The sequence below is a fragment of the Paraflavitalea soli genome (genome assembly GCF_003555545.1).
Classification (GTDB): domain Bacteria; phylum Bacteroidota; class Bacteroidia; order Chitinophagales; family Chitinophagaceae; genus Paraflavitalea; species Paraflavitalea soli.
Window position 1 is genome coordinate 2203292 of record NZ_CP032157.1, and the last position, 24485, is coordinate 2227776.

At 47.8% G+C, this 24485-nt stretch carries 23 protein-coding genes; 12 read left to right on the forward strand and 11 right to left on the reverse strand.

Annotated elements, in window-relative coordinates; translation table 11 throughout:
* The first annotated feature begins 139 nt into the window (after positions 1–139).
* From D3H65_RS08125 to D3H65_RS08135, 3 genes are all read left to right on the forward strand, one after another.
* Positions 140–1309, forward strand: coding sequence for a DUF5000 domain-containing lipoprotein (locus tag D3H65_RS08125; protein WP_119049838.1), 1170 nt, complete (start codon positions 140–142; stop codon positions 1307–1309).
* Positions 1310–1554: 245 nt separating this feature from the next.
* Entirely contained in the window at positions 1555–2754 is a 1200-nt protein-coding gene (locus D3H65_RS08130) for a DUF4998 domain-containing protein (protein ID WP_119049839.1), read from the forward strand.
* A 196-nt stretch (positions 2755–2950) separates the two neighbouring features.
* Positions 2951–4378: an alpha-L-fucosidase gene (locus D3H65_RS08135; protein ID WP_119049840.1), complete on the forward strand. Its 1428-nt coding sequence runs from the start codon at positions 2951–2953 to the stop codon at positions 4376–4378.
* Positions 4379–4455: 77 nt separating this feature from the next.
* Here D3H65_RS08135 and D3H65_RS08140 read toward each other — a convergent pair whose 3' ends face one another.
* From D3H65_RS08140 to D3H65_RS08190, 10 genes are all read right to left on the reverse strand, one after another.
* On the reverse strand, positions 4456–4941 hold the full coding sequence (locus D3H65_RS08140) for a hypothetical protein (protein ID WP_119049841.1): 486 nt from the start codon (positions 4939–4941) through the stop codon (positions 4456–4458).
* A gap of 437 nt (positions 4942–5378) precedes the next feature.
* Positions 5379–5864 carry a YybH family protein gene (locus tag D3H65_RS08150; protein WP_211345647.1) on the reverse strand — a complete coding sequence of 162 codons (486 nt, stop codon included), beginning with the start codon at positions 5862–5864 and terminating at the stop codon, positions 5379–5381.
* A 98-nt stretch (positions 5865–5962) separates the two neighbouring features.
* Complete coding sequence (locus D3H65_RS08155) at positions 5963–6259, reverse strand: RNA polymerase alpha subunit C-terminal domain-containing protein (RefSeq protein WP_119049843.1); 297 nt, start codon at positions 6257–6259, stop codon at positions 5963–5965.
* A gap of 12 nt (positions 6260–6271) precedes the next feature.
* Entirely contained in the window at positions 6272–6841 is a 570-nt protein-coding gene (locus tag D3H65_RS08160; protein ID WP_119049844.1) for a dihydrofolate reductase family protein, read from the reverse strand.
* Between the two features lie 112 nt (positions 6842–6953).
* A complete protein-coding gene (locus tag D3H65_RS08165) occupies positions 6954–7646 on the reverse strand; it encodes a GNAT family N-acetyltransferase (RefSeq protein WP_119049845.1) in 693 nt (230 codons plus the stop codon).
* 186 nt (positions 7647–7832) lie between these two features.
* Entirely contained in the window at positions 7833–8915 is a 1083-nt protein-coding gene (locus D3H65_RS08170) for a hypothetical protein (protein WP_119049846.1), read from the reverse strand.
* Between the two features lie 118 nt (positions 8916–9033).
* Positions 9034–9459: a hypothetical protein gene (locus D3H65_RS08175; protein WP_394341592.1), complete on the reverse strand. Its 426-nt coding sequence runs from the start codon at positions 9457–9459 to the stop codon at positions 9034–9036.
* A gap of 200 nt (positions 9460–9659) precedes the next feature.
* Positions 9660–10115 (reverse strand): hypothetical protein, encoded by a 456-nt coding sequence (locus D3H65_RS08180; RefSeq protein ID WP_119049848.1) that lies wholly within the window; start codon positions 10113–10115, stop codon positions 9660–9662.
* A 25-nt stretch (positions 10116–10140) separates the two neighbouring features.
* Positions 10141–10686, reverse strand: coding sequence for a GNAT family N-acetyltransferase (locus D3H65_RS08185; protein ID WP_119049849.1), 546 nt, complete (start codon positions 10684–10686; stop codon positions 10141–10143).
* 94 nt (positions 10687–10780) lie between these two features.
* Complete coding sequence (locus tag D3H65_RS08190; RefSeq protein WP_119049850.1) at positions 10781–11131, reverse strand: hypothetical protein; 351 nt, start codon at positions 11129–11131, stop codon at positions 10781–10783.
* 197 nt (positions 11132–11328) lie between these two features.
* Here D3H65_RS08190 and D3H65_RS08195 point away from each other — a divergent pair, with 197 nt between their 5' ends.
* From D3H65_RS08195 to D3H65_RS08205, 3 genes are all read left to right on the forward strand, one after another.
* Positions 11329–11523: a hypothetical protein gene (locus tag D3H65_RS08195; RefSeq protein WP_119054430.1), complete on the forward strand. Its 195-nt coding sequence runs from the start codon at positions 11329–11331 to the stop codon at positions 11521–11523.
* Between the two features lie 97 nt (positions 11524–11620).
* Positions 11621–13765: a tetratricopeptide repeat-containing sensor histidine kinase gene (locus D3H65_RS08200; RefSeq protein ID WP_119049851.1), complete on the forward strand. Its 2145-nt coding sequence runs from the start codon at positions 11621–11623 to the stop codon at positions 13763–13765.
* A gap of 12 nt (positions 13766–13777) precedes the next feature.
* A complete protein-coding gene (locus tag D3H65_RS08205) occupies positions 13778–14377 on the forward strand; it encodes a response regulator transcription factor (RefSeq protein ID WP_119049852.1) in 600 nt (199 codons plus the stop codon).
* A gap of 21 nt (positions 14378–14398) precedes the next feature.
* Here D3H65_RS08205 and D3H65_RS08210 read toward each other — a convergent pair whose 3' ends face one another.
* Positions 14399–15292 carry a hypothetical protein gene (locus D3H65_RS08210; RefSeq protein ID WP_119049853.1) on the reverse strand — a complete coding sequence of 298 codons (894 nt, stop codon included), beginning with the start codon at positions 15290–15292 and terminating at the stop codon, positions 14399–14401.
* Between the two features lie 295 nt (positions 15293–15587).
* Here D3H65_RS08210 and D3H65_RS08215 point away from each other — a divergent pair, with 295 nt between their 5' ends.
* From D3H65_RS08215 to D3H65_RS08240, 6 genes are all read left to right on the forward strand, one after another.
* Complete coding sequence (locus D3H65_RS08215) at positions 15588–16394, forward strand: SDR family oxidoreductase (RefSeq protein ID WP_119049854.1); 807 nt, start codon at positions 15588–15590, stop codon at positions 16392–16394.
* Between the two features lie 139 nt (positions 16395–16533).
* Positions 16534–16959 (forward strand): four helix bundle protein, encoded by a 426-nt coding sequence (locus D3H65_RS08220; RefSeq protein WP_119049855.1) that lies wholly within the window; start codon positions 16534–16536, stop codon positions 16957–16959.
* Positions 16960–16982: 23 nt separating this feature from the next.
* Positions 16983–17798 (forward strand): SAM hydrolase/SAM-dependent halogenase family protein, encoded by an 816-nt coding sequence (locus tag D3H65_RS08225; protein WP_119049856.1) that lies wholly within the window; start codon positions 16983–16985, stop codon positions 17796–17798.
* A gap of 349 nt (positions 17799–18147) precedes the next feature.
* On the forward strand, positions 18148–21465 hold the full coding sequence (locus tag D3H65_RS08230; RefSeq protein WP_119049857.1) for a glycosyltransferase family 117 protein: 3318 nt from the start codon (positions 18148–18150) through the stop codon (positions 21463–21465).
* A gap of 262 nt (positions 21466–21727) precedes the next feature.
* Entirely contained in the window at positions 21728–22825 is a 1098-nt protein-coding gene (locus tag D3H65_RS08235; RefSeq protein ID WP_119049858.1) for a vWA domain-containing protein, read from the forward strand.
* Positions 22826–22885: 60 nt separating this feature from the next.
* Positions 22886–24412, forward strand: a complete 1527-nt coding sequence (locus D3H65_RS08240) for a sigma 54-interacting transcriptional regulator (protein WP_119049859.1) — start codon at positions 22886–22888, stop codon at positions 24410–24412.
* The last annotated feature ends 73 nt before the right edge of the window (positions 24413–24485 follow it).

The window sequence follows — 24485 nt, forward strand, 5'->3', positions numbered from 1 at the left end:
TTCGCAGCAAACACGTCACTAACCCTGGCAGGCAGCAAAAAGTAGAAAGCAGCCGATAGCAAGAAATGAACAAGCCAGCCCTGCAGCCAATAATTAATAATAAATAATCCAGCATTGACTGACTTTAAAAAACCAAAGCATGAACCGAATAAATATATCACTCATAATACTATGCTTACTGGTATTAGCTTGTAAGAAAGAGGAACATCGTTCCCTCTACGGTGAGGGCAATACACCGGGCCCAATCACCAGTACAGCCGTAAAGAACCTGCCCGGCGCCGCAGAGATCACGTATACCCTGCCGCAAGACAATAGCATCCTGTATGTGAAAGCGGAATACGAACACCAGGCAGGGGTGAAAAGAGAAGTGAAGACCTCTTATTATACCAATCAATTGACCGTAGATGGTTTTGGAGATACCTTGGAGCATGCCATACAACTCTATGTGGTGAACCGCAGTGAACAACAATCGGCTCCCGTAACTGTGAAGGTGAAGCCCCTCACACCACCGGTAGTAGCTGTCTTCAGAAGCCTGCTGGCATCCGAAGACTTTGGCGGATTAAGGGTCAGCTATACCAATGATGCCAAAGCAGATGTGGCCATCTACACACTGGCAGCCAACAGCAAGGGCACCATGGAAGAAGTAAATGTACAGTACACGACCCTGCCCCTGGGCACCTATACCATGCGCGGATTCGACAGCACTGCACGCCGCTTTTCTTTCTACGTCAAAGACCGGTTTGGCAATATCTCCGATACCCTCACGAAGACCTACAAACCACTGTATGAAAAAGCGCTGGACAAAACCCTGTTCCGCAAAGTAGCGTTGCCCACCGATGTTGGCGATGATTGGGGACTGCCCATGGAAAACTTATGGAATGGCAGTTACCTGGGCTTCTGGGATATGTTCCACACGCAGACAAAGCCCTTCCCCATGTGGTTTACCTTCGATATGGGCATCAAGGTAAAGCTGAGCCGCATTACCCTGTGGCAGCGACAAACACCGGTGACCGATTGGGCCTACAATGCCAACAATCCAAAGAAGTTTGAGATCTGGGGCACCAACACACCGGACCCCGATGGTGGCTGGACCAACTGGACCAAACTGGTGGAACATACGATTGTAAAGCCTTCCGGTTTACCCCTGGGGCAGTTGTCGCAGGATGATGTGGCTGCCGCTGCAAAGGGAGAAGAAATGACTGTGCCGCTGGACAAAACCTCTGTGCGTTACCTGCGTGTCAAAGTGATCGAAACCTTTACCAACTCGGCCACCAACATTGCAGAAATGAGCATCTGGGGGCAGCCGTAGGCGTGAATCGGCAATCGTGAATCGACAATCGGCAATCGACAATCGGTAATCGGTAATCGGTAATCTTTTGCTTCGATAAGGTATCATCCCCGGCTGTCATTTCGAACGGAGCCATTCGGAACTTCACAAGTGTACGAAGGAACGGCGTAGTGAGAAATCTGCTTGCGAAGCAAACGTGTATTCTTCTGGATCCTGGATTCCAGATTCTGTATTCTTCTTAATAAAAACATTTAACTAACTAACATATGCATTCATTCAAAAAGGTAACAGCCAGCCTGCTTATCATCGCAGCAGCCCTCAGCTGGGCATCCTGCACCCGGGAGGACGACTGGAAAAAATACGTTCCTGAAAAGCCCCGCATTTATCCGGGCACGGCCACCAATCCCGTTCCTGCTCCCGGCAAGAACCGGATCAAACTTACCTGGCAACTCGTATCAGACCCCACCATCACACAGGCAAAAGTGTTTTGGAACAATGGCAACGATTCGGCCGGCATCGCCGTTGCCCGTACGCAGGGCGTGGATACGGTGAGCATCATCATCGACAAATTGCAGGAAACCTCCTATACCTTCGACATTTTCACCTATGATAAAGAAGGCAACAAGAGCGTGCCGGTCTATGCTTCAGGAAGAGTGTATGGCAGCAAATACGAAGCCTCGCTCCTCAACCGCCCGGTGATGAATGTCAACTATATGGCAGATGCTAAAATACTCGTCATTGCCTGGGGCACCGCCGACACCGTCCATACCGGCACCAAACTTTGGTATACCAATGAAAGCGGCAGCGCACAGGAGCTCACCGTCGACGCAAACACCTACAGCACCATCATTCCCTGGAAAGTAGGTACAAAGATCTATTACCAATCTTCCTATAAGCCGGTGGACAGGGCGATCGATACCTTTACCGTGTTGAAGAAAGATTCCATCACCGTAAAAGATGTACCCGTACCGAAGACCGCCTGGAGTAAGTTCGATCTGCCGAATGATGTGGCCGGTGATGCATACGGCACTAACCTGGCCTGGATCTGGGATGGCAAAGGAGGCGATTACCCCGAGATCTACCATACGGGCGGAGAAGGCATCCCACACCATTTTACCATCGACCTGGGTGCGCTCTATCAGCTTACCAAATTTGAGAACATCGGACGGGTCAATGCCAACCCTTATCACAACCCGACAAAGTTTGAAGTATGGGGCATCGCCGATATCACCAATGCCGCCACTACCCTGCCCGGCAGTGATCCTGGCTGGAAAGACGAGTCACTGGCCAAAGGATGGGTATTGCTGAAAGATATCGTGCGTCCCGACAATGGCACCGCACCCTATAAAACAGACCTGTTGCCCGGCATTCCCAAAGTACGCTACATCCGCATCCGTGTATTGGAAACCATCGACCACGACCAGGACAGTCATATGAGCGAGATCTCGTTTTGGTTCAATCCGTAGTTAAGCATGAAAAACAAGTCCGAAAGACCGGAAGTCCGGAAGACCGTAAACAAGCAGAACGTATCAAACGTGTATTTTGTCCCTTTAGAGCTTGTCCCGCAGCAGCGGGATGACGCTCCATCAAGGTCGCCAAAATATTAGCGGGCAAGCTATATAAGAGAAAGTGAATATATTTAAACCATAATTTAAAGCAATAATGAGGCACACAAGTATTATCAGGAATTCGCTATTATGTGCATGTATCTCTATCGCGGTGTTATTCCCGCCACCCGCGAGGGCCCAGGCCCCCAAAGGAAAGTCCGGGCAAGACCTGGCTTCCTTACAACAAGCATTTGTAGACCTTCGTTTCGGGATGTTCATCCATTTCAACATCCCCACCTTTATGGACCAGGATTGGGCCGATCCGGAAGCATCGCCGGCCATTTTCAACCCTACCAAACTCAATTGCGATCAGTGGGCCAAAGCCGCTAAATCGGCCAATATGAGTTATGGCTGCCTCACTACCAAGCACCACAGTGGTTTTGCCATCTGGGATACCAAGACGACCGATTACAATGTAATGAACAGTCCGTACAAGAAAGATGTAGTACGGGAATACGTAAATGCCTTCCGCGCCAATGGACTGAAAGTAATGTTGTATTATTCCATCCTCGATACACACCACAAGTTGCGCCCCGGCCATATCACCGAAAAACACATCGCCCTGGTAAAGGCCCAACTCACCGAGCTGCTCACCAATTACGGTGAGATAAACGCCCTGATCATCGATGGATGGGATGCACCCTGGTCAAGGATCTCCTATGATGACATTCCTTTTGAAGAAGTGTATGCGCTGATAAAATCCATCCAGCCCAATTGCCTGGTGATGGACCTCAATGCCGCGAAGTATCCTGCTGAAGCATTGTATTACACGGATATCAAATCTTATGAGCAAGGGGCAGGACAACATATCGGCAAAGAAAGCAATAAACTGCCTGCCCTTTCCTGCCTGCCCATCAATGATGCCTGGTTCTGGAAGACCTCCTTCCCCACCTCGCCAGTAAAGGATGTCAACAAGCTCGTCAATGACAACATTGTTCCCATGAACAATGCTTATTGTAATTTCATCCTCAACGTAGCACCCAACCGCGAAGGACTGATCGACGACAATGCACTCGCCGCCCTGAAAAAGATAGGCGAATCCTGGAAACACCAGGGCCCTACCGCTAAATTGCCGCCTTCCGATGCGCCCATCATCTCCCACAACCTCGCCAAATTCCAGACGACCAACGCCAGTTGGAGCGATGATATGTGGATCATGGACTTTGCCACTGATGATGATTTTGGTAAGCCCTGGATATCCAATCCTACCGTAAAGAAACCCTGGTTTGAGGTCTTGTTCAAAGGTGAAAAAGCATTCAATACCGTCGTTATTGCAGAATCGAGGAAGCCACGCATTCAAAAATACCGGCTGGAATATTATCAGAATGGAGCATGGAAGCCTTTGCTTAACGGAGAGCTTACCGGCCGCATCAAGATACACCGCTTTGAAAGAGTATACGGAGAGCGGGTAAGAATTTTGATCGACGGGTTTGATGCGCCGCCGCAGATCGCAGAGTTTGGCGTATTCAATGAAAGACGATAGTTCCCGCCAACCTTCAACGAACAAAAATGCCTGTAAGAAAATCATTGCTTACAGGCATTTTTATTTCAAAAGAGTTTTTATCCTGTCACAGGCACCAACAGTTGTTCCAGTGTTTTTCTTATTTCCTGTAAAGTGTACGGTGAGAATCCATGTTTCTTTGTATCAAGCTCCAGGATGATGCGCCAGCTTTTATACAATTCGATATGCTGCGTAGTTATTTCGCCGTCAGCAGCTGACGCTTTGCTTTTTACATACAGTTGCACTTTGTCGAGCGTATGGACCTTTTCTCCTTCGCCGGAAAAAGCACTGCGGTAATATTGCGTGATGCTCCGGCTCGTTTCATCAATGACTATCTTATACACCCTTTTCTCGCTAACCAGGTCAATAAAATGATACAGCAGGAAAATACTTACTATCCAATAAAACGTATCGGTCACCTTAATGAAATCTTTGGAAAAAAACCGGGCAAGCAGAATGATGGCGAATAAGATGCCGGCAGATATGGCCCATTGTTTTAGTATATAAGGCCAATTACTTTTTCTTGCAGTAGTATAAATGAGCATGGGGTTGGGGGGTAGGATATAAAATCCTGTCAGTGAATTTACACACAAATGAGAAAACTATAAAGTAATTGTCTGGCTCCCGATCGCACGCATCAGCAAAAGGATTAGGAAGATATTATATGTAAACTTACCCTTATGAGTACCGCTTTTTTGACTGCTTTCGGCCAATTGCATCATCTTTTTAACAGTTTTATTTAAAATACCACGAAGGGGGTATTGGTAGTATGTATGAATGCCCTTATTTTTGTCTCGGTTTTTCATAGGATATTGGATTTTAAAACGGGGCTGTATTTTTATGCTGGCCCTTTTTTTATGCCCCTACCTTAAGTAGTTCTACGCATGATCACTTCCTCCTACCAATAAAACAACCTGCGGGGTGCGCAGGTTGGAGCTAACCGGGCAGGCCGGCATTATTCATGGCTATACTTTATACCTGATTATGATTGCGGTTTATTGTTGCTGCTGAAGGAATCCCTGTACATCTTCCAACCCTTCGCTGTTTTCTTCCACAGGACAAGGAATTTCCCATTGTCAAACCTTTTCCCGCTTGCATCGAATGATTCCCACAATCCTTCCTCTGTCACATATTCCACGCCATCACCATAGATAGCTGTGGTGGTGAATTTTCCATTGCGCAATCCTATTCCGTTGTAGGCTATTCTGAAAAACTCCAGCGGAGCAATAGGACCGCAGAGCTGCGGTGCTTCCGGCGCCATGATGCAGCAATCTTCTGCGTAGCGGTCAATGAAGATCGAGGAATCTCCTTTGGCAAAAGCTTCAAAGTAGATGGCATTGCTGGCTGCGATGGCTTTTCTTGCTTCTTCCAGGTCTGCGCCCGGCTTTGCAGTACCGGCGCCACAGCTGTACAATACGATCAGCATAATGATCATTGTAAGCGCATTCAATAGCTGGTTCCGTTTCATGATCTATCTGTTTTATTATTTTCAGTGATTGTTATCGGGTACAAAAGTATACTGCGGTAAAATCCTGAAATTGTACAAAACGGAACAACTATAAAAAGCTATTTTTCTTTGAACGACAGGCCAGCTGCCTGTAAGGCAGCCCGGAGTTTGGGAAGCGAACCAGGTCCCATACCGTGGAGCTTTAAAATATCCTGCTCGGAATGCTGTGCCAGCTTGTCCGGTGTGGTGAGGCCTGCATTTTCCAAGGCACGCCGGGCGGGCGCAGAGAGCGTGGACAAAAAACCTGTTGCAGGTTTTCTTTCTTCCTCGCAAATGGGACAGGTAGGGCAATCAGTACTTTTATAGTACTGATGCCCCTTTGCACATGTCCGCAGGTTTTTCTTCGTTACTGTCATATCCGGATGAGCTTATCGTTTGGCTTCATAGTGCAATGCTACCACGCCGGAAGCAAAAGTGATAGAGGAGGCCAGCTTGAGGAAGGTCTTCGTCTTAATATCCTTGAATAAAGGGAGCCCGTCTCCCAAAATAATGGGGTTTACGAATAACCAATAATCATCGACCAGGTTTTCGGCTGTCAACAATTTTCCCAAAGAGGGACTGCCAAATATCACAATGTCTTTTCCCTCGCCTTGCCTGAGTTTTTTGATCTCCTCCACTACGTTGTCACTGATCAGTGTGGCAGTGGGCAGCTTTTTACCAGCCCAGGATCTTGATATTACATATTTATTAACCTGGTTGTACCAGCTGGAATGTTCTATATCATGCTTTGAGGCATTGGGTTTGTCTGCAGCCGTGGGCCAGTAACCCTCCATTAGTTCATAGGTTTTCCTGGCATATAAAGCCGTATCCGATCTTTCAGTTTGGGCACCGGCATAATCAAACATTTCTGCATCTGCCTTTATCCATTCCATACTTCCATTGGCATCGGTAACAAAACCATCCAGCGATACATGCATAAACCAAACAATTCTTTTCATGGCAATACTTTTTTTGTACAACAAATGTACGCCCGGCGCCCGTGATAGAGCGGGTGTCACTACGACTTAAAAGGGGGAAATTGCGTCAATCCTTGCAAGGTGTGTTGGTGACTTATGCCTGTTTTCTCAATTTCCAAAAGCTGATCGTTCTTCTTTTGGTGAAGCCCATGTATTCATACAGGCCGATGGCCCGGGCATTTGTTTCCAGCACATGGAGAAAAGGAATGATGCCTTTATCGAGGTTCGTATTGCACAGGTGGGCGATTAAATGCTGGGCATATTTACGGCCCGTATAAGCGGGGTGCGTACAAATGGCGCTGATCTCTGTCAACTCTTCCAGGCGCATGCGTTCGCCGGCAATGGCTACCAGTTTTTCCTCCTGCCAGATGCCGTAGTAATTGCCCAGCTGGTGTGTGCCCGGTTCATAATAGCCGGGCTGTACCTGCTGGATGAGGTCGTACATATCCATCTTATGCGTGGCGTTCAGATGGGCAATGGTCACCTCGCCCTCCGGGGCCGTCACCCTCGATTGGTTGACCATCTGCGCACAGGGCAGTTCGTTGAGCAGGGTCCAGTGAGCGGGTAAAGCAGGCAATTCTCCTATGAGGAAGAAAACCTCCCCCGGCTCAAGCCAGTCATCTAATGCCGTAATGTTTTCTGTTGTACCATATTGATAGGCGGCAAAAGGCAGGATGCCGCGCTGGTAACGCTTAACAGCCGGTGTGCCCGTGGAAAAACCTTGCTGCACCCCATTGAGGGCCCACCAGGCCGGGTTGTCCAGGGAAGCGAAAGGATCATGGCTCATGCCGTAAAATTATTCAAAAATGCCGGAACGGCGATCACTCCAATCGTCAACCTTCTACATTGATCTTACTTAAAATAAAACGACACCGGCTCATCATGCTGGCGCACCATTAGTTTGTGCTCTTCCAGGTATCTCATCCAGGCCCTCGCCTTTACATCAACCGAACAATGAACGAAACCACGCGAGTTACATAGCTTTCCGGGAAAACCCAGCGTAGTCTTGAAAGTAAGTTCCAGCAGAATCTTTAAACTCAATATCGTTTGCTTTACACCAGGCAGTAAACACGGATAAGCGTGGCAAGAGGTGGTAGCCAGGTATGCTATGATTTTTGCTGAGATACATAACCCCTTTATCATATTCCTGTGCAAGGAGCGACACTTCATCGGGCCTGCCGGTGCTTAATTGTACAAACGCATCCATGGCAACGGAATCCTGTTGATGGTTTAGTAATTGAAACAATTCGATTTCCTTGCCTGGGCTTTGGGCAATTTGATGCGGATTTATGAACATACCCAGGTCCTCGTTCCACGAGTAATCCTTGTAATGATGTAAATAATAAATTAGCAGGTTTAGCTTTGAATCCGGGTAAAAGTCTTGGTCGATATGCCAGCTGATCATTTTCTTTTCATCTTCCACACCTACTTCATTTCCGGTAAGTAAAGAAAGTAGATCAAGGTACTCTATTTCATTATCCTGGTACCTGTTGAACCGGTGCCTTCCTCTAAACAGTTCCGAAGCAATCAATACCAGCGCATAAGGATCTTTCCGCACGAGGAAGGAATCGATATGTTGCTCCCTGATCCAGGGAAAGCTTTGTAAGGCCAGCGACCGGTCTGCCAGCTCTTTTTGACGAAACGATGTTAGTTTACGGATCGCAAACCGGGCTGTTCTTTTTTCGGGAACTGTGATCACAAAAGCGGCTGTGAGCGGAGAATATACAATTTGGCCCCTGTTGGCTTCCAGGAAATCGCTGAAAGCTTTCCAGGAAGTGGAATCCGTGATCACCAGTTCTAAATCGGTGAAAAGGCAGTTTTCCTTCACTATTCTTTTGGCAATAGAAGAGAGCGTAGGGTTCAACACGTGATAACCCAGGTATTCTATTATATGTTCCTTGTTATCAAAGAAAGGAGCGATGTCAAACAAAGCTTCTTTGTCACCTTTCATGATCCGTTCTTCCAGTTTATAAATGCGGTGCTTGGTTTGTGCATTAGCTGGCCTCAAGGCCAGGCAAAGCAGCGATAATATGATAAGCAGGCGGCGTGGGTGCATGAGGAGGAGATGCAATGCCTGCTGAAAATACACAAGTATCGGCTACCGGCACACCGAAGCAGATACTTTAACAATTTTATTGGCAATCGGGAGTTTCCGGCCGGATCGTAGTAGCCTCCTACCTTTTCACACTACTGATCTCTCCTTTGTCCAGCATCTGCAGCAGCTCTGCTTTGGTAAACACCAATTCTTCGTCCTCTACGAAAAAGTCTTTGCTTTGAGGTTTGCTTATATACCTGGAATATTCCAGATTGCTGTGCAAGGTAAATACTGAATCCCCCTGAATGCTGTTGACTTTCAGAAAAAAATACCGGAGTTTCCCCCCTTTATCATCCCGGATCGTATACACATCCCCTGCCTGGGGATGTTGAACAAAGATCCGCTCTTCTTTCGCGTCTATATTAGCGGCCACTACAATGGTCACTATTAAACAGCCCACCAACAACAGACCGGAGTACAACCAGAAAGGTATCCTCGTCTTCTTTTCATATTCATGTTGCAATGAATCGAACCTTATAAAGGAGCTGCAATGATAGCAGTACATCGAAGATGATTTGACGCCTGTAGGGAAAAAAGGAATAAAGAAAAGATGAAAATAATCCTTATACACATTTACCTGAAGATCGAATGTTTTGCAGTTCGGGCAGCATTGTTGCGTCTCAGTATATCTTTTGATCCTGATTTTTCTTTGACCACGAAGAATAAACATAGCAAGGAGGTTGGTTGGGGTAAACGCGAAAATGATCAGTGCAATATATTAAAAAGTTTTTCATAATCCCCCGATTGACCAAATTCGCTGGTATTGAGGTCTGTACCGCTAATGCTGTGTTTGTGACAGGTAAAGCAGATCTTCGCAAAACCCACTATTTGCTGTTTCTTTTTAAATAGTAAAATGTCCCGGAACTCTGGAATACATCCTGAAGCAGGACCAGGTTCATGTGGACGATCACAAAAGATGTCTTGGATCTGTGTGAAGACAGCAGCAGGAACTGCTTTCTTCACATATGCTGCAAATGCAAGCTCATTGGAAACACCAGCGTCGGGCAACTCGTCCGAAGCATATTGACGCAGCCAATTAATTTGCTTTTCTTCCAAATACGTTTTTGTTTTCTTTGTATCCATTTCCTCCAATAATTCCCGGGATATATTGAGGTAATAGTGATCCACCTCATCAAAGTCGAAGTATGGTTTACAGTTCATCTGTTCAATTATTTTTATGAGCGGACTACCGACTTTTGCCCGTATTAATGTCGTTTGGCATCTTCAATATTTCCCAGTCAACACGCAATAGCTCATAAACAGCACAATAGTCTTCATCAAATTGTCTGTACTCCACAAACCTAAACCCCAGTCTTTCGTAGAACCGTATGGCCTTTGTGTTTGTTGCCAGCGGATCGATCACTACAGCCGTTACTGCTTCAGGTTGAAAGCAGCGTTCCAATGCCAGCTTCATCATTACCGTGCCGTATCCCTTTCCCAGGTCTGCGGCCTCTCCTATCCAGATATCGATGGCCCGAAGGTTTTCCGGCGCATCGCCCCAATAATGGGTTTCCTCGAGGGCAGGGTCAATGATCTGGATAAATCCTATTGGCCTTCCATTTAATTCAGCGATCAGTTGTTCACGCCAGGCTGGTTTATATGCCAGATCTTCCTCCCAGTTAGAAAAGCCGTTTGGATCGGAAGCTACCGTATGCGGCTGGCTGTCCCAGTATTGCAGCAGGTGTGTATCTGCCGGAGTGGCGGTGCGAAGTAAGATGTTATATGGTTTCATAGCTACCTGCAGCTTTGGATATTGAACTTATCATAAAAACGAGGCTGGTTGAGGTATGGGTGCAAATGATCAGTGCAATATATTAAAAAGCTTTTCATAATCGCCTGATCTTCGTGATCACAAAGTTTTGGCTACAGCAGGGACCACCGGCAACAGCCACCCCTGATCTCACTTCTCCGCTGACCATCACCGCCAGGTTATTTTGCAGAAACTCTTTGGGAAGGTTACAGGGAATTAAACGCGTATCGATGGCTCCTTTTTCCACCAGGTAAATGCCATGGGTGGTAGCCGTTACATACACCGTGGCCGCTGCATCGGTTATTTGCCGGATAATAGTGGAGCCCGAAAAGCAGTCATCCGGAGAGGGTTCTTTTTTGTCTTTTTTGCAGGCGCCGGAAGCCAATATCAGGACAGTGCATAATGCCAGGATCAGAGAGCTACGCATAAAGGTGCTTTCCGGGATGATTGTCGGGAACACCCAACCGTTGCACTATTCAGATTTTTTCCCCGCTGGAAAGGAGATTCGGTGCTGCTTATTGATAAATATGTATTTTTCGTTCATGAAATGCTACATTATTACCTTCCTCTAGCTGCACCCTGCCCCAGGGCACACATTTTGAATGGATGGAAGAAAAAACAGTTATGGAAAAGCGCGTACTGGGGATCATTTTCACCCTGTTGGGGGCTGCCGGACTGATATTAGCGGCCATTAACTTTATAAATGGCAGCGGGGGAACCCGGAATGTGAAAAGCATTGTGATCTATTCCATCCTGGGAGCCATCTTTTTCTTTGCCGGCATGGGCCTGATAAAGAACACCCGCGACAAACCTTCCTGATACAACCTCCTTTTTATCCGCCCTTGAGCTCCCATTTTAATGTCGTCCTATTGATTTTTTATCATATCTTCCCCTTCCCTGAACCCCAACGTGTTACATGAACCACCTGCTATGTACCCTATGCCTGCTACTGGCACTGCAAGTAGCTTATACCCAATCTTCAAGGCTCGACAGCCTCACACAACTTATTGAGAATGCCTCCGGCGACAATGACAAAGCAAAGCTTCTGCTTCAGCGCAGCCGCATTGCCCCACCCGCCTGGACGGTCCCGCAAGCCATGGCCGACGCCCAGCAGGCCCTTGCCCTCTACCAGCATACGGGTGAAGAAAAAGGCCAGGTAGATGCCTACCTCCGCATTTCCGGCCTGTACAGCACCCAAAACAAATACACCACGGCGCTGAACGTCGACTCCGTAGCCCTGACCATCGCTCAGAAAGCAAGCTACCAGCAGGGAATAGCCCTGGCCTATAGCAATATGGGACGTAACCTTCAGCAACTGGGCGACCTGGAAAAAGCGAGGTCATTGCTTACACAAAGTCTTCAGATCCTCAAAGAAGCCGGGCTGGAACGTGAAACAGGTGATGTGTACAGCCGCCTCGGCGTCATCAACCGCCGTCTCAGCGACTTCAAAGCCTCGCTCCAATATTTCGACGAGGGCATTACTGTTGCCACCAAATACCGGATGGATCCCCTGCTCGCCATCCTGTATATGAACAAAGCCAATTCACTCAACGAATCGGCCCGCTTTGATGAAGCCATCCAGCTCCACCTCGAAAGTATCCGCATCAAAGAAAAACTGCGCGATGAAAGAGGGATGATACAATCCTACAACAACATCGCCAATGTATACAGCGCCTCCGGCAACCCGGCCATGGCGCTCACCTACCTGCGCAAAATAACGGCCATGGGCAGCGCCAACAGGGATAAAACCTCCCTCGCCTATACCTACAACAGCCTGGGCAATGGCTTCAGCCAAACGCACCAGCCCGATTCGGCTGAATATTTCTTTAAAAAAGCTATTGAGCTGTTCACAGAAACCAATGAGCAGCCCGGACTGGGACTACTTTACAACAACCTGGGCAATTTCTACATCGACGAAGAACGTTATGAAGAGGGATTGAAATACCTGCAGCAATCACTCGCCATCCGTAAAAAGACCAATGCCAGGTACGACGTAGCCTCTACCCTCAACAATATGGGCGCCGCGCTTACCAAACTCAAACGGTACAAAGAAGCAGAGGACTATTTATTGCAGTCGCTGGCACTGGTGAAAGGCAATGGCAGTTACCTCGAAACGGGCATTTACAAACGCCTGAGTGAGCATTACAAAGCCACCGGCGATTATGAAGAAGCCTATAATTACCAAAGTAAATACGTGAGTAAAAAAGATACCCTGCGCGATGACAATGAAACGCTGAACATGGCAAAGGCGCAGTCGGATTATGAAATTGAAAAAAGGGAATCGGCACTGGCACTGGAAAAGAAAGAAAAAGAGATCAGGAGCCTCGCACTGGCCAACCGCAACAAGACGATCTGGTTCCTCGGAGCAGGTGTACTGCTGCTGGCCACGGTGCTTACCTTGTACATACGTAGTTACCAGCAAAAGAAAAAGACGGCTACCCTGCTCGCCGAAAAGAACAACCGCATTGAGACCCTGGTACGGGAACTGCACCACCGCGTGAAGAATAACCTGCAGGTAGTATCCGGCCTCCTGGCCCTTCAAAGCAATCGCCTTGAAGAAGGCATCGCCAAAGATGCCATGGAAGAAGGCAGGAACCGCATCAATGCCATGTCCATGATCCACCAGCGGCTGTATATGGACAATGACCTGGCTACGGTCGACATGGCCGATTACCTGCAAAATCTCTCCCAATCACTCGCAGCCAGTTTTGGATACGATGCGCGGCATATTCAAACTGCTATTAATCTGCCCGATCAGAACATGGCCATCGACCTCGCCATCCCCCTTGGCCTCATCGTAAATGAACTGGTCACCAATGCCTTCAAACATGCTTTTCACGATACGTATCAGCCTGTCATAGGTATTTCGTTGCAACAAAGAGCCGACGAACTGGAATTGCGCATTGCTGATAACGGAAAAAGCAACGCCCATAAAGAAGCAAACAACGGATCAACCTCCTTTGGCATGAAACTGGTGCGCACACTGGTAGACCAGGTTAATGGACATTTGCAAATAGACCAAAGTACCGGCACCGCCTATACCATTACCATAAGCGCTTAAAGCACCCGTCACATGAAAGAACGTGTTAAGATACTGATCGTGGAAGATGAAGGCGTAACAGCCGCCAGCATTGCAGAATTATTGGAAGAAGAAGAATACCTCATCAGTGGCATTGCCAAAGATGCCGTGGCTGCCCTGCGCATCAGCAGCCAGCAGGACGCAGCCCCCGCCGTGCTGGTATGTGATATCAATATACCAGGCAATACCAATGGCGTTGAGCTTGCCCGTCAGTTAAAGGAACTGTACCAATGTGAAGTGATCTTTTTAACCGCTTATTCCGATACCAAAACCCTGCAGGCAGCCTTCCATACCGAGCCCGTGATGTATGTGGTAAAACCCTATACCGATACACAGCTATTGGTAGCCGTACAAATGGCCTTTCACAAGTTGTACCAGGCACAACAGGCCCTCGCCGGGCGCCATACACTACAACTTACAGATAGAGAAAAAGAAATTGCCCTGCTGGTGGCCCAGGGACTGACTTCCAAACAAATAGCCCGCAACCTTTTCATCAGCGTGGAGACCGTAAAGACCCACCGCCGCCGCATGCTGAGCAAAAACAATATCAGCAGCTTTCCCCATTTGATCTATCTGTTGAATAACGGCTCCTGAGTGTGAAGGAGAGTCAGGCACTTACTGTACCTTGGCGCACACACAATACAACAACAAAGCCCGGCTGCTGCCGCTGTCGTTATGTATAAAAAAACGCCAGCGGTTACCATTGGCACTGGGGTCAGGACCTGAATAATGTACCTGGATATCATACATCGCCGTATTAAGGTCACGGTGACCGCCACCGCCGCCAATCACTTTTTTGCCGGCCGGACAGTCCATGTAAAAGGATTGCCCCAAATGGCCGCCAATCGTAACATCCCTTCTCACATACTCCACATCAACGATCACATTGCCGGAAGCTTTGATATTGCCGTTTACCTGCAAAGCCTCCGTGGGCACCTCCACCCGGTTGATGCCCACAAAACCATTACGCAATACGCTAATGGCTACCGTGCTGGCTGACATGCCGAGCGTAAAACTACCTGGCGATATACTACCAGGCCCTAAATGCCGGAAACGCCAGGCACCGAACACGGTAGTGTTCCCTGTATTTTCCGGCCTCATACTAATACCTCTTACATCCAGGTTACCGGCAATTTCCCCATTACCGGTAATATTAAAATTGCTTTGCGGTTGTGGTGTTGTTTGATTACGTATAAATCCACCTGCATTGGCCGGCACCAGTTGCGTCCATTGTGGCTGCGCCCCTGTACCCATATTGATATAAATACCTGCCCCACCGTCATAGTTCGGGTTGGTATTGAATACCATCAGCGCAGTAGCGGGCAATGGTATATTGTTAGCAGCCAGGTCTACCCGGGGGATCAGCAATCCTTTATTGCTACTATTGATCTCCAGTGCAGCACTGGAATCTGGCTGCAACGTACCGATTCCCACCTGAGCCTGCAGCACAGTTGTATTGACCAACACAAACAAAACAGCGACCCTCATCAAAAAACAGATACGTTCCATAACGATAATTTAAGTAGGCAGAAACAAATACCATAAGGGGTTTGACCAGCTGGAAAATTACAATGATCAACACTCCCTGTGGACACTTTGGGGGCCAACAGCAGTATTTTGTATGTGAAGGTGAGGATGTCATAGCAAGGTGACACCTTTTTGGTGCCACCTTTGCTATATTATAACCAATTTTTGTGCAGGCAGCAGTCTTTTACGCCATAAAATCGCGGTAGCCATTCTAAATCCTAAATTCTAAATCTAAATCGATACCCATTTATTATTTTTGCAATTATAATTAACAGATATGTCGTTTTTTAAAGATAAGGTAGTAGTCGTTACTGGTGGTACCGAAGGAATAGGAAAGGCCCTTGTTAATGCTTTTATTGATGCAGGAGCCAAAGTAGCCACCTGCGCCCGCAACTACGATAAGTTGTACTCCCTGCAATTACAGCACACCAATGTTGAATTGCATACCATGACCTGCGACCTCAGTAAGGAACAGGACTGCAGGCGCTTCATCGAATCGACTATCAAGACCTTTGGCGGCATCGATATCCTCATCAACAATGCCGGCGTAAGTATGCGTGCCCTCTTCCGGGATGCTGATGTAGAGGTGATCAAAAAAGTAATGGACATTAACTTCTATGGCGCGGTGCATTGTACGAAATATGCCCTGAACTCCATTGTTGAGCGCCAGGGAACGATAGTAGGCGTTTCATCCATTGCCGGTTACCGGGGATTGCCCGGCCGCAGTGGTTATTCTGCTTCCAAGTTTGCCCTGCAGGGTTGGATGGAAGCCCTCCGTACGGAATTGTTGCATACGGGCGTCAATGTAATGTGGGTATGCCCCGGCTTTACGGCCTCCAATATCCGCAATGCAGCGCTCAACAAAGATGGTAACCCACAGGGCGAATCACCCATGGACGAAGGTGCTATGATGACCGCCGACGAAGTGGCCCAACACGTGGTAAAAGCCATCGAAACACGCAAACGCACACTGGTACTGACCTTCACCGGCAAAAGAACCGTATTTATGAACCGGTTCTTCCCTTCCTGGACCGATAAACTGGTACATAAGTTCTTCTTTAAAAACGGGGAACTGGTGAAATGATTCCGGATTCCGGATGTAGGATGTAGGATTGCTCCGCCTTTGTAATGCATAAATAAATAACAGGCTCCGACAATTCTATAGTCAACTGTTTTGTATTTGGCTCCTGGTTAGTGGTAGATTCCTGATTAATCCATATACTATGGCTACCATTACCCGTTTTGAAGATCTTGAAATATGGCAACTGGCCCGAAATTTGGCTAATGAGGTCTTTCAGACATACACCTGCTCTGAGCCTTTTTTAAAAGATTATAAGTTGAGGGAACAGATTAATGGCTCAAGTGGGTCAATAATGGATAATATTGCAGAAGGTTTTGAAAGGAACAGCAGGAATGAGTTTGTGAACTTCCTGTCGATTGCCAAAGCCTCATCCGGAGAGGTAAAATCACAATTATACCGGGCATTTGACAGGCGTTATATTACTCAGGAACGTTTCGACAAATTATATAATCAAGCGGATGAAATTGGCAGGCAGGTAGGAGGTTTTATTAATTATCTAAATAGCAGCCTTTACAAAGGCGCAAAGTTCAAAAACAGGCAAACTGACCGCCCCAATCCGAAATCCTAAATTCTAAATTCGAAATCTTAAGAATGGCATTATTAACCCTTACATCAGACATAGGTAGTCAGGATTACCTCGTAGGGGCGTTAAAAGGCCAGCTATTACAGATCAATCCCGCTTTTTCACTCATCGATATATCGCATACCCTTTCTCCATTCAATTATCCGCAGGCGGCCTATGTGTGCCGCAATGCCATCAACAATTTTCCGCCCTATACTTTTCACCTGTTAATGGTCAATCTCTTTGAGAAGAAACCGGAACAGTTGCTGCTGGCCTACCACCGGGAACAATACATCCTCTGTGCCGACAATGGCCTGCTCACCATGATCCTGGAAGGCAAACCCGAAATGGTGATCGGCCTGCCTCTCGATAAAACCGCCAATAAAAATACCCTGTATTGTGCCCGGGTAATGGGACAGGCCGTGCAGGCCCTGCAGGCAGGCACCAGCCTGATGGAAATTGGCACCCCCGATGTACGCTTCGCGGAAACCAATCACCTCCGCCCGCTGTTGAGCGACAACTGGATCGAAGGACAGATCATTTTTATTGACAACTTTGAGAACATAGTGGTCAATATCACCCATGCCCAGTTTGAAGAGCAGCGCAAAGGCCGGAGCTTCCAGATCGTTTTCAAGCGCAATGAGGTAATTTCCACCATCAGCGAGACCTATGCCGATGTACCCGAAGGGGAAAAACTAGCCCTGTTCAATGCAGCCGGCTACCTCGAAATAGCCATCAATAAAGGCAATGCCGCCGGCCTCTTTGGCTTGCAGGGCTTCACCGAGAAGTCCCAGAACATGCAGAACCGGCTGTTCTACCAGACTGTACGGATCCACTTTGAGTAGTTTCGGGTTCCTGGTTTGGGGTTTCGGGTTGCTCCGCCCCTTGCACTTCCTAACAATATTTTAACTGACCGATCATCCCAAATAACCCTCCACATGGCCGGATGCCGGTAACTTAGTCGTACAGCTACGTACAAGGAACCCGTAACCCTACACACGAAACACAAAACCCGTAACCCACCCTCTGCTATAATCGCACGTAATTGGTTGTAATGTAGGCCACGGCAACGGAAATGACATAACTAAAACATGCCATATATCAGGCAAAAACCCAGAATATAAAGAACCCAAAACGCGCTACACGAAACCCGAAACTCTATATATTTGCCAAGTTTAATAAAATCAACACAATATGAATTTTAGCCGTGTCAATAACATTGTAGGTTGGCTGGTTTGTTTGATTGCTTGTACTGTGTACGTACTCACGATGGAAGCTACCGGTAGTTTCTGGGATTGTGGTGAGTTTGTGTCCAGTGCCTACAAGTTACAGATACCCCACCCCCCCGGAGCTCCTTTGTACGTATTACTTGGCCGTTTTTTCATCGTCCTTTTTGGCGATGATCCCCACAATGCAGCCAGGGGCGTGAACTTCATGAATGCTATTGCCAGCGGCTTTACCATATTATTCCTTTTCTGGACCATCACCCACTTTGCCCGTAAACTGGTGCAAAAAGGGGCCGAACTGACGGGCGAACAGACCTTTGCCGTAATGGCTGCCGGTGTGGTAGGCGCCCTGGCCTATACCTTTTCCGACTCTTTCTGGTACAGCGCCGTGGAAGGTGAGGTATATGCCCTCTCCTCTTTCTTCACCGCCATCGTATTCTGGGCCATCCTGAAATGGGAACATGAGGTGGACAGAGAAAGCCAGACAGACGGCCACAAGTTCTCCCGCGCCGACCGCTGGATCATCTTTATCTTCTTTATGATGGGATTGTCGATCGGTGTTCACTTGTTGAACCTCCTGACCATTCCTGCCATCGTAATGGTGTATTATTTCAAACGCTATAAGGTTACAGCCTGGGGTACTTTCTTTGCCTTTATGCTGGGCTGTGTGATCACCGGCCTGGTACAGGTGGTGATCATCCAATGGTCTATCAAAGGCGCAGGCGCTTTCGATATCCTGTTCGTAAACAATTTTGGCCTGCCTTTCTTCAGTGGTTTTGCCAGCTATTTTATTTTACTGGCCGCCCTGCTGATCATCGGCCTTCGTTTTGGCGAAGCACAGATCAAGAAGTTTACCCTGTTCCCTATCTGGTTAACGGCCATCATCCTCTTGTTCTGTTTCCCTTTCATCAAATCGCCCGGTTCTTTTGTGATCCTCCTCATCGGCCTGGGTGGTCTGATCGCCCTTTGTTATTATTATAAGGCAGGTGTCACTTCCTTCCTGAAGATCGGCATCTGGTCGGCCATATTTGTGATCTTAGGTTACTCTACTTATTTCACTACCCTGATACGCTCTTCTGCCAATCCATCCGTGGATATGTACAATGTAGACAACCCGGTAAGTTTGGTAGGTTACCTGAGCCGTGAGCAGTACGGTGACTGGCCCATTCTCTACGGCCCTTACTTCACGGATAAGCCAAGCCAGGAGAACTTTGTAGTAACCGGCGACCGCTACGTAAAAGGAAAAGACAAGTATGAAGTAGCTGGTAAAAATGGCGGCATCGACTACGGCAGCATGCCCACCGCCCACTTGTTCCCCCGCAGCTGGGACCCCAACAACGAAAGGAACCAGGAGCAGGTATACCGCAACTTCGGTGGCCTGGAGCAGGATGAAGAACCCACCAGGGCTTCAGAAATAAAATACTTCCTCAACTACCAGTTTCGCTGGATGTACTGGCGTTACTTCATGTGGAACTTTGCGGGTAAGCAAAATGACCTGCAGGGATTCGGTAACCGCCGCGATGGCAACTGGAACAGCGGCATCACACCCATCGATAAATTCTTTGGCCACAGCACGCCGGATGTATTACCGGAAACTGCCGGATCAAAGAATAAAGCCAACAACAAACTATTCTTCCTGCCATTTATACTGGGCATCATCGGCCTCATCTACCAATACCGCAACCGCAGGGATTGGCTGGTGACCGGCGCCTTGTTCTTCTTTACCGGTTTTGCCATTGTCATTTACCTCAACCAGGCAGGCTACCAGCCGCGTGAGCGGGACTACGCCTATGTAGGCTCCTTCTATGCTTTTGCAATCTGGATCGGCCTGGGTGTGCTGTGGGTAAAAGACATACTCGGCAAATACCTCAACAGCAAAATGGCCGGCTATGCCGCCTTTGGTATCACCTTACTCGCTGTACCGGTATTGATGGCATCCCAGGAATGGGACGACCACGACCGCAGCAAGAAGGTACTGGCCCGCGACCTGGGTTCTGATTACCTGGAAAGCTGCGAAAAGGATGCGATCCTGATCTCCTTTGGCGATAATGATACTTACCCACTGTGGTACACACAGGAAGTAGAAGGCGTGCGCAAGGACCTCCGCGTGGTGAACTACAGCTTATTGGGTACTGACTGGTACATCAACCAGCTGCGCTACAAGGTAAACGAAAGCTCTCCTGTTGATGTGATCCTTACACCGGAGCAGATCCAGGGTGGCAAACGCGACAGGATCTATTACTACCCGCTTCCTGGTTACAACCAAACCGACTATTACGATCTCTATAAAGTATTTAAGGATGTAATTGCCAGTGAAGATCCCAATAAGATGGCGCCGATGGATGGTGGTGATGAAGACCGCCCCAGCGTGTTCCCCGTGAAGAAGTTCAGCGTTCCTGTAGATGTAGAAGCCGTGAAGAAGACCCTGACGCTCAATCCCGGCGACACTATCGTAAGCAAACTCAAACTGGATATCAACCGCAATTCCATTGATAAGAACGACCTGGCGGTACTGGCCCTGATAGCCGCCAACAACTGGAAAAGGCCCATCTATTTCACTTCTACACAGGAGCTGGAAAACCTGGGACTGGAAAAGTACACCCGTATGGAAGGCTTATCCTACAGGCTGGTGCCCATTGAAAATGCCAACAATATTGCTACCGATCCCATGTACAAGGTGGTGATGGAGAAATTCAAATATGGTGGCGCTAACCGTGCTGGTGTGTATTATGATGAAGAGAACCGCCGTCATATCAACAGCATCCGTCAGGCACATGCCTTACTCGGATTAAACCTGGCCCAACTCGATAAAAAAGATTCAGCCAAAAAAGTATTGCAGAAGTATGACGCCAATGTAATGGAAGGCAATGTACCGTATGGTATGACCTCCAACCGTGGCAACTTCCACAACCGGGTGTCCATGTCCTTCCTGCTGGCAGCTTATGAAGCAGGCGACCTCACACTGGCTGCGAAAGTGAATACTTCTATGAAGCGCGACCTTGAACAGCAAATGCGCTACTACCGTACCCTGGGTGATGATATGAGCAACGAGCAGCTGGCCATGCAGGCAGCGGCCTACCTCAACAACCGGGGTAACAACCTGGCCCAAAGCCAGGAAGTATTCTCCCAGGATATCCTTTCCTCTTACCAGATGCTGCGGCAGCTGGATGAGTGGGAAAAGCAATACAAAGCAGGTAGTAAACCAGCCGGTACTTCTGAAAATGTGGATGGCAATATCTCAACGCCTGACTCAGGCGCTAAGCCAAAGGATACTGTTAATAAATAAACTGGTACTTCCAGTCACTGTATAAAAAAACGTCCCGGCAAAAACCGGGACGTTTTTTTATACTTCCATGCCAATAGCTTCCATTCACGGCTTGCCTGCTTACTCGTTGCCTCTATGCCTTGTTGCCTGTATGCCTCTTGCCTTCACTCCCCAACAATTTCCCTTAACAATTTGTTATTTAGACACGTATGTATTGCTGTCGCCTTAATCAGCAATTATGCTTAAATTGAGATAAACGCTTATATAGTAAAAACCATAATTTGTGATAGGTCACCATTTTACCAAATTTGATCCCAACCGGGAAGGAAAGAGCAAGTTCGACCAGTTGCTCGATGTGCTGATGCAGTTGTTGTCCTACACCAATGGCGACATTACAGAGGCGCTCAACTGGATGAACCAGCTGGACAAAGAATACGAACTCACAGACAATGAGTACGGTATGGGCGATTTTATTGAGGAGTTGCGGGAGAAAGGGTATATCCAGGAAAACCCGGCCAGCGGGCAGATATCCATCACCTCCAAGACCGAGCAAGGTATCCGTAAGAAGTCGCTGGAAGAGATCTTTGGCAAGCTCAAAAAGACAAAACAAGGTCAACACCACACTTTCAAACCCGGCCAGGGCGACGAGATCAGTCCCGATACCCGGCCCTACCAGTTTGGTGATACCCTGGAGCAGATCGATTTCACCACTTCCATCCTCAATGCCCAGATCAATCATGGCATCGACAGCTTCAGTATGCAGGAAGATGATCTTTCGATCCGGGAAACTGACTTCAAAGCACAGACCTCCACGGTGCTCATGATCGACATTTCGCATTCAATGATCCTCTATGGTGAAGACCGCATTACCCCGGCTAAAAAGGTAGCTATGGCCCTCAGCGAGCTTATTACCACCAAGTATCCGAAAGACACCCTTGATATTGTGGTATTTGGCAATGATGCCTGGCCTGTAGAGATCAAAGACCTGCCCTACCTCCAGGTAGGACCTTACCATACCAATACCGTAGCAGGATTGGAGATGGCGATGGACCTGCTGCGCCGGCGCAAGAATCCCAATAAGCAGATCTTCATGATCACCGATGGAAAACCTACCTGTCTGAAAGTAGGCAAACGCTATTACAAGAACAGCTTTGGCCTCGACAGGAAGATCACCACCCGCTGCCTGAACCTGGCAGCCCAGTGCAAAAAGCTCAAAATACCCATTACGACCTTTATGATCGCCACCGATCCGTACTTACAACGGTTTGTACAGGAGTTTACGGAAACAAACAATGGTAAGGCTTTCTTCGCGTCCCTGGACAAACTGGGCGCTTTCATATTCAAAGACTTTGAAAGTGGCAGAAGGAAAACGGTGTATTAACATTACTGCCTATGAACGTGCTTTCATCATGTAATAAATATTTCAACTGAACACATACTAATGACTAAAAGATTAGCAGCAACCTTAGGAGAATTGAAAAAGAGTGGTTACAAGCCTTTATCGGTGAAGGAAGAGATCCGTAAAAACCTGATCTGCTCGCTGCAGAAAAAGGAAAATACATTCAATGGTATTGTAGGCTATGAGGAAACGGTCATTCCCGATGTAGAACGGGCCCTTCTTTCCAAACACAATATCCTCTTCCTCGGTCTGCGCGGACAGGCTAAAACGCGGATGGCCCGGCAGATGGTAGAATTACTGGATGAATACATTCCTGTGGTATACGGCAGCGAGATCAATGACGATCCCCTGCATCCCATTTCACGGTATGCCAAAGACCTCATTGAAGAAAAAGGCGATGAGACCCCCATTACCTGGCTGCACCGCAGCGAACGGTATGGAGAGAAGCTGGCCACGCCGGATGTTAGCGTAGCCGATCTGATCGGCGATATTGACCCCATTAAAGCCGCCAACCTCAAACTGCATTTTGCCGATGAGCGGGTGATCCATTACGGCATTATTCCCCGCAGCAACCGGGGCATCTTTGTGATCAACGAGATCCCCGACCTGCAGGCACGTATCCAGGTGGCCCTGTTCAATATACTGGAAGAAGGAGACGTGCAGATACGCGGTTTCAAACTGCGCATGCCGCTCGATATCTTATTCGTGTTCACGGCCAATCCGGAAGATTATACCAACCGGGGCTCCATTGTAACACCCCTTAAGGATCGTATAGAAAGCCAGATATTAACGCACTATCCGAAGAATATTGAAACAGCCCTTACCATCACCGAACAGGAAGCAGATGTGCCGGCCGAGCAGAAAGAAAAGGTACGTATCAGCGACCTGGTGAAAAGGTTGATCGAACAAATACCCTTCGAAGCCCGCGCCAGTGAGCTGGTAGATAAAAAGAGCGGAGTATCCGCCCGTTTAAGTATCTCCGCTTTTGAAAATGCCGTGAGTTCGGCAGAAAGGCGGGTGATCATTAACCAGGAAAAGGATACGCAGGTGTGGATCAGTGACCTGGTGGGTGTGATCCCTTCCATTACCGGTAAGATCGAGCTGGTATACGAAGGTGAACAGGAAGGTCCTTTCCAGGTAGCGATGAACCTCGTTGACAAAGCCATCCGCACGCAGTTTGTGCATTATTTCCCTAACCCGGAGTCCTTAAAGAAAAAACGCAACCAGCAGCAGGCGGAGGAAAACCCTTATCGTTCTATTCAAGCCTGGTTCGACAAAGGCAATTCGCTCAACATTCTGTTCAATACGACAGATGCGGAAAAGATCCAGCAATTGTACCGCGTAGATGGACTGCATGCACTGGTCAAGAAATACTTCAAGCAGGCCAATGAAAAAGAAGCCGCGCTGCTGATGGAATTTGTATTGCATGGACTGGCCTCTTTCTCCCTGATCAGTAAAAAGATCGTGGACAATAAGATAGAGTTCAAAGACCTGATGGGCTCCATGCTCAACCTCGGCAATACGGGCTCCTTCTCAGAAGAAGACCTGGAAGGCGAAGATTTTAATTAATCCTGTTCAATAAAAGAGGTGACACCTTTCGTATGCAACGAAAGCAAAAGGTGTCACCTCTTTTTATTAAAAT

What these genes read in the sequence shown, in the direction of transcription:
- D3H65_RS08205 (WP_119049852.1), top strand. Translation starts at nt 13,778, where the DNA reads ATGAAAGAACGTGTTAAGATACTGATCGTGGAAGATGAAGGCGTAACA.
- D3H65_RS08130 (WP_119049839.1), top strand. Translation starts at nt 1,555, where the DNA reads ATGCATTCATTCAAAAAGGTAACAGCCAGCCTGCTTATCATCGCAGCA.
- D3H65_RS08165 (WP_119049845.1), bottom strand. Translation starts at nt 7,646, where the DNA reads ATGAGCCATGATCCTTTCGCTTCCCTGGACAACCCGGCCTGGTGGGCC.
- D3H65_RS08195 (WP_119054430.1), top strand. Translation starts at nt 11,329, where the DNA reads ATGGAAAAGCGCGTACTGGGGATCATTTTCACCCTGTTGGGGGCTGCC.
- D3H65_RS08175 (WP_394341592.1), bottom strand. Translation starts at nt 9,459, where the DNA reads ATGTACTGCTATCATTGCAGCTCCTTTATAAGGTTCGATTCATTGCAA.
- D3H65_RS08200 (WP_119049851.1), top strand. Translation starts at nt 11,621, where the DNA reads ATGAACCACCTGCTATGTACCCTATGCCTGCTACTGGCACTGCAAGTA.
- D3H65_RS08150 (WP_211345647.1), bottom strand. Translation starts at nt 5,864, where the DNA reads ATGAAACGGAACCAGCTATTGAATGCGCTTACAATGATCATTATGCTG.
- D3H65_RS08185 (WP_119049849.1), bottom strand. Translation starts at nt 10,686, where the DNA reads ATGAAACCATATAACATCTTACTTCGCACCGCCACTCCGGCAGATACA.
- D3H65_RS08220 (WP_119049855.1), top strand. Translation starts at nt 16,534, where the DNA reads ATGGCTACCATTACCCGTTTTGAAGATCTTGAAATATGGCAACTGGCC.
- D3H65_RS08160 (WP_119049844.1), bottom strand. Translation starts at nt 6,841, where the DNA reads ATGAAAAGAATTGTTTGGTTTATGCATGTATCGCTGGATGGTTTTGTT.
- D3H65_RS08140 (WP_119049841.1), bottom strand. Translation starts at nt 4,941, where the DNA reads ATGCTCATTTATACTACTGCAAGAAAAAGTAATTGGCCTTATATACTA.
- D3H65_RS08155 (WP_119049843.1), bottom strand. Translation starts at nt 6,259, where the DNA reads ATGACAGTAACGAAGAAAAACCTGCGGACATGTGCAAAGGGGCATCAG.
- D3H65_RS08210 (WP_119049853.1), bottom strand. Translation starts at nt 15,292, where the DNA reads ATGGAACGTATCTGTTTTTTGATGAGGGTCGCTGTTTTGTTTGTGTTG.
- D3H65_RS08180 (WP_119049848.1), bottom strand. Translation starts at nt 10,115, where the DNA reads ATGAACTGTAAACCATACTTCGACTTTGATGAGGTGGATCACTATTAC.
- D3H65_RS08230 (WP_119049857.1), top strand. Translation starts at nt 18,148, where the DNA reads ATGAATTTTAGCCGTGTCAATAACATTGTAGGTTGGCTGGTTTGTTTG.
- D3H65_RS08225 (WP_119049856.1), top strand. Translation starts at nt 16,983, where the DNA reads ATGGCATTATTAACCCTTACATCAGACATAGGTAGTCAGGATTACCTC.
- D3H65_RS08240 (WP_119049859.1), top strand. Translation starts at nt 22,886, where the DNA reads ATGACTAAAAGATTAGCAGCAACCTTAGGAGAATTGAAAAAGAGTGGT.
- D3H65_RS08170 (WP_119049846.1), bottom strand. Translation starts at nt 8,915, where the DNA reads ATGCACCCACGCCGCCTGCTTATCATATTATCGCTGCTTTGCCTGGCC.
- D3H65_RS08125 (WP_119049838.1), top strand. Translation starts at nt 140, where the DNA reads ATGAACCGAATAAATATATCACTCATAATACTATGCTTACTGGTATTA.
- D3H65_RS08215 (WP_119049854.1), top strand. Translation starts at nt 15,588, where the DNA reads ATGTCGTTTTTTAAAGATAAGGTAGTAGTCGTTACTGGTGGTACCGAA.
- D3H65_RS08190 (WP_119049850.1), bottom strand. Translation starts at nt 11,131, where the DNA reads ATGCGTAGCTCTCTGATCCTGGCATTATGCACTGTCCTGATATTGGCT.
- D3H65_RS08135 (WP_119049840.1), top strand. Translation starts at nt 2,951, where the DNA reads ATGAGGCACACAAGTATTATCAGGAATTCGCTATTATGTGCATGTATC.